Annotated in this window: 5 protein-coding genes; all 5 read right to left on the bottom strand. The window is 43.3% G+C overall.

Annotated elements, in window-relative coordinates; all coding sequences use genetic code 11:
* The coding region (locus VU18_RS18650; protein WP_047757550.1) for an ATP-binding cassette domain-containing protein at positions 1-208 on the bottom strand (208 nt) is incomplete at its 3' end.
* 711 nt (positions 209-919) lie between these two features.
* Positions 920-1,660 carry a hypothetical protein gene (locus tag VU18_RS01225; RefSeq protein ID WP_014194784.1) on the bottom strand — a complete coding sequence of 247 codons (741 nt, stop codon included), beginning with the start codon at positions 1,658-1,660 and terminating at the stop codon, positions 920-922.
* Complete coding sequence (locus VU18_RS01220) at positions 1,644-2,525, bottom strand: NADH dehydrogenase (RefSeq protein ID WP_011229797.1); 882 nt, start codon at positions 2,523-2,525, stop codon at positions 1,644-1,646. Before VU18_RS01220 ends, VU18_RS01225 begins: the two co-directional genes overlap by 17 nt.
* A gap of 117 nt (positions 2,526-2,642) precedes the next feature.
* Positions 2,643-3,032 carry a hypothetical protein gene (locus tag VU18_RS01215; protein WP_011229796.1) on the bottom strand — a complete coding sequence of 130 codons (390 nt, stop codon included), beginning with the start codon at positions 3,030-3,032 and terminating at the stop codon, positions 2,643-2,645.
* A 188-nt stretch (positions 3,033-3,220) separates the two neighbouring features.
* A complete protein-coding gene (locus VU18_RS17070; RefSeq protein WP_011229795.1) occupies positions 3,221-3,391 on the bottom strand; it encodes a gallidermin/nisin family lantibiotic in 171 nt (56 codons plus the stop codon).
* Positions 3,392-3,590 lie beyond the last annotated feature (199 nt).

The raw sequence follows: 3,590 nt of genomic DNA, 5'->3' as shown, positions 1-3,590 counted from the left end.
CTTGGTGCAACGTCTGGCCAAATACCGCCACCGTGCCGCTGGACGGCTTCACAAGTCCGCTGATGACTCGGAATAACATCGTTTTTCCCGACCCGTTCGGCCCGACAAATCCATAAATCTTTCCTCTTTCCAACTCTAAGTTGATATTGCGCAAAACTTCCCTTGCTTTTATCGTTTTGGAAACATTGGATAAGACGATCGCCTTCATAATTGAAAACCTCCTACATATAATCCGCGTTCTTCACTCTCTTGATCGTCCAATACCCGAACGCAACGATCGACAAGAGCTCCACCATCAACGCCGACCAGAACATCGAGCTGCTCCGCACGAGATCCGCCATGCTNTAGTACAAAGGAATAAAAGGCGTTGGCATCTTGACACCCACAAAAAACAAAGCGAGAATGACAACATTCGCCAAGTGATGGGTTGCATACACGTTCAACAACATCCACACGCTGGCGTGCCAATACAAATTCACGGCGATGCCCACGAACATGAGCACGAGCGAACGGTCAAACGAAAACGCCATATGCGACACAAAGAGACCGAAGCCGCCAGCGATCAAAAACACCGACAAGACATACACCAATGTAAATAGAACACCTGCCAGCAGCCTAGCCATCGTGTACGACGTCGTATCCCTCAACAAAATGAACAGTTTATGTTCAAAATATTTATCCCGCTTTTTCCAAACGATTTGGAGCAACACCACATAGCCGAAGCAAATCATCAGCCAATACATCCAATTCGAGATCGTCACCGCTCCGAATAAGCGGGAGAACAACTCCGATAGGCATTGGGAAGAAAACGCCTCTGACCAGCTGGACATCAAAGTGCCCAACAGTGGGAACAGGAGGCAGGTGATGACAATTCTTTTGACATCCATTTTGATCAGGGTAAACTCCAAATGCATCGGTTTCATAAAAGATCATCCTGAACATAGTAGTTTTTTTGGCTTGACGAAAGGCAAATGGTATAGACCAGCACCAGCATCATCGCAATGAGAACTAAGATTGTCCAAACGGGAGCCGTCTGTTCACTTATGTAAAACAAATAAGGGAGCATGTGCACAGTGAACATATCCAATACAGCCAGTATGATGACGGCAGCGAAGGCGAAAAAGCGGTTCCCCCCAAAATCAATGAATGCGACAAACAACAATCCGTATATCGCGGTGACGAAAAAGTACATGACAAGAAAATAGAGAAACGAGCTTTTATCCCCACTATGCGGCACGTACAAAAAAGCCGCATGGGCGTTTGGCATATTAGGATAGATGACGTATTTCACAAACATTGTACATAATCCGCCTACTGCGGCAACCCAAAGAGACACGCCCCCCGCCAGAACGACGACCAGCAACGCTTTATGAAGACCGATTTGCCTCCGCGTGCGGTATCTTCTTAGCACCACCCACGCATTGGTTTGAAGCGCGGAACCTAAAAGAAACAAAAAAGCAGGGAGATGAAAAAATTCATACCGATAAAGCAAGATAAAATCTTTGAGGCTGTGCCACTTCCCCACCACCACCATTCCTAGCGGCAAGATGCCCGCCACCATCAACAAAGCCATGACGCCCAAAATCATTTTGATGACGGTTCGATGCAACAGCAAATCTTGCCAAACAAAAAAAACGTTCTGTCTAGAGAACATCTTCACTTTTCTTCACTCCATATGAAAATACCGCTACCGCAATCAACAATTGGAGGACAAACACGATGACGATTTTCCAATAGGACAATCCTTCCACTGGTTGTGAAGGGATTAAGAAATTAAACGGATCCCAAGCCAATTGGTTGGTGATAGTCAGCGCCGCCCAACAAACCATATAAATGATTTGTGGCATCAAAGTAATCAAATACCGATTTTTCAACAACAAGGAAAATCCTAACCCAAGGCAGACGTAGCCGCTGGCAAACAATCCGCCAATGATATAATACGCGAGAACATACCAATAAGGGGAGATCTCCAATAAAGGAGAAAAAAGGCTTTTCTTTTCCCCTTCAAACGAATTGTCCGGCAACGGCAACGTGCCATTGACCAATTGCCGATATGCCTGGGAAAAGCTCGAATAATCCCAATGGTTGGTCAAAAGGTTGACGAGCACGACGCCAAAAAGAAGAGGAAGGAGAAACAAGAAAAACGCGCTGATATAAGAAAACAAAAATTTCCCCCAGTAATAAGCGCTTCTTCCCATCCGTGTCAATTGATAATGAACATTTCCGCTCTTTCGCTCACGATCAATCGAATCCACCAATGGAATCGACAACAATAATGGAAAAAGGAAGTAATATAGAGATGAAAATACGTTAAAGCGGAAGCCTCCTAGACCAACCCATTCAAGGTGAGGCGATGCCAAGGCGAAAACATTTGGATTGTCGTGGTAAATTCGTTCAAGCAACTGCACATTTTCACGATAATCTTTCACCCCCAACACGACGGCGCCGATGACAAGCAGCAACAGGCAGGCTGCGCTGATGTAAAAGTTCCTATTTTTCAAAAGTTTGATCAATTCTATATACATACTATCATCTCCTAATTCTTCTGTTAAGGACGGTCTTCTTTGTGATATTGAAGAAGACCGCCCCGACCAAGAAAACCTCTTTCTTGTCCAAGTTGACTGAACATACCTATAAATCGATCAATTGTCGGGATAAAATTTGCCTGCGATGTCAACTGTAACGTAAGTGAAGGATGCATTTTCCGCCATTAATGAAACTTTTTTGCCAACAGCACTTTGGTCGACAGTGAAATAACGCGTGTCATTATCGGTTACATTCAGCGCGGTTGGCGACACTTTCGTGGAACCTTGCTGAATCCACATGTTTGCTTTATAATCGGCGCCCACAACCGAATTTTCCACTTTACTTTTACTGTTTGTCGCTTTATTGGCGCTTGCTAATTCCGTATCGCCTTGAAAACGAGGGAGAACCCCAGCATACGTAACATAAGATGCGGCGCTGACTCCCCCTACCACAATGAATGAGATAAAAGCAAGCAAAGTAGTAACCATTTTAAGTTTTTCCTTCATGATTCGATCCCCTCTCCCCTAATAAATTTTGAAAACGCAGGATCGTCCTCCTTTTCTCCCTTGACGAGTGTCGATCAAGGGTGGATCCAAGCACTAAATCCCTTTTATTTTCCTTGGAAAGCTGTCTTGTGATCAATCATCCTAGAATTTTCCAACTCTTCCATATTCCAATTAATAATTATAAGTTATTAGCATCGAATGCAAGAGTTACAAGATACACAAGAATTTTGCGTTAAGCACATCAAGATTCCTGTGATGCAACCCGGGGTACAAAGAGATTTACTTGTAATATTAGGTTGTACAATGTTGTCCTGTTTTTTGACAACAATGTCCAAATCGAAATCATCCAACTTTGCCATTCTTCATTCCCTCCTTTCCATATGTTGATATCTATCATTAACTACTTGATGAAAGATGTATAAAGACATCATAGATTCCATCTTTTTTCACCAAGCAGTTAATGTAAAGCTAAAAAGCTCCTTTTTCACATTTAGAATAGATTGAAATTCTAAGGTTTTTCTAATGTGCCGGTATATATTTGGTTCATCACCAAAAGAT

The sequence above is a fragment of the Geobacillus sp. ZGt-1 genome (genome assembly GCF_001026865.1).
Classification (GTDB): Bacteria; Bacillota; Bacilli; order Bacillales; family Anoxybacillaceae; genus Geobacillus; species Geobacillus thermoleovorans.
The sequence above is the reverse complement of the archived record's forward strand: the minus strand, read 5'-3'. Positions and strand labels throughout refer to the sequence as shown.

Excerpts from the sequence above, each read along its gene's own strand:
- VU18_RS01220 (WP_011229797.1), bottom strand. The coding sequence starts at position 2,525 with ATGTATATAGAATTGATCAAACTTTTGAAAAATAGGAACTTTTACATC.
- VU18_RS01215 (WP_011229796.1), bottom strand. The coding sequence starts at position 3,032 with ATGAAGGAAAAACTTAAAATGGTTACTACTTTGCTTGCTTTTATCTCA.
- VU18_RS17070 (WP_011229795.1), bottom strand. The coding sequence starts at position 3,391 with ATGGCAAAGTTGGATGATTTCGATTTGGACATTGTTGTCAAAAAACAG.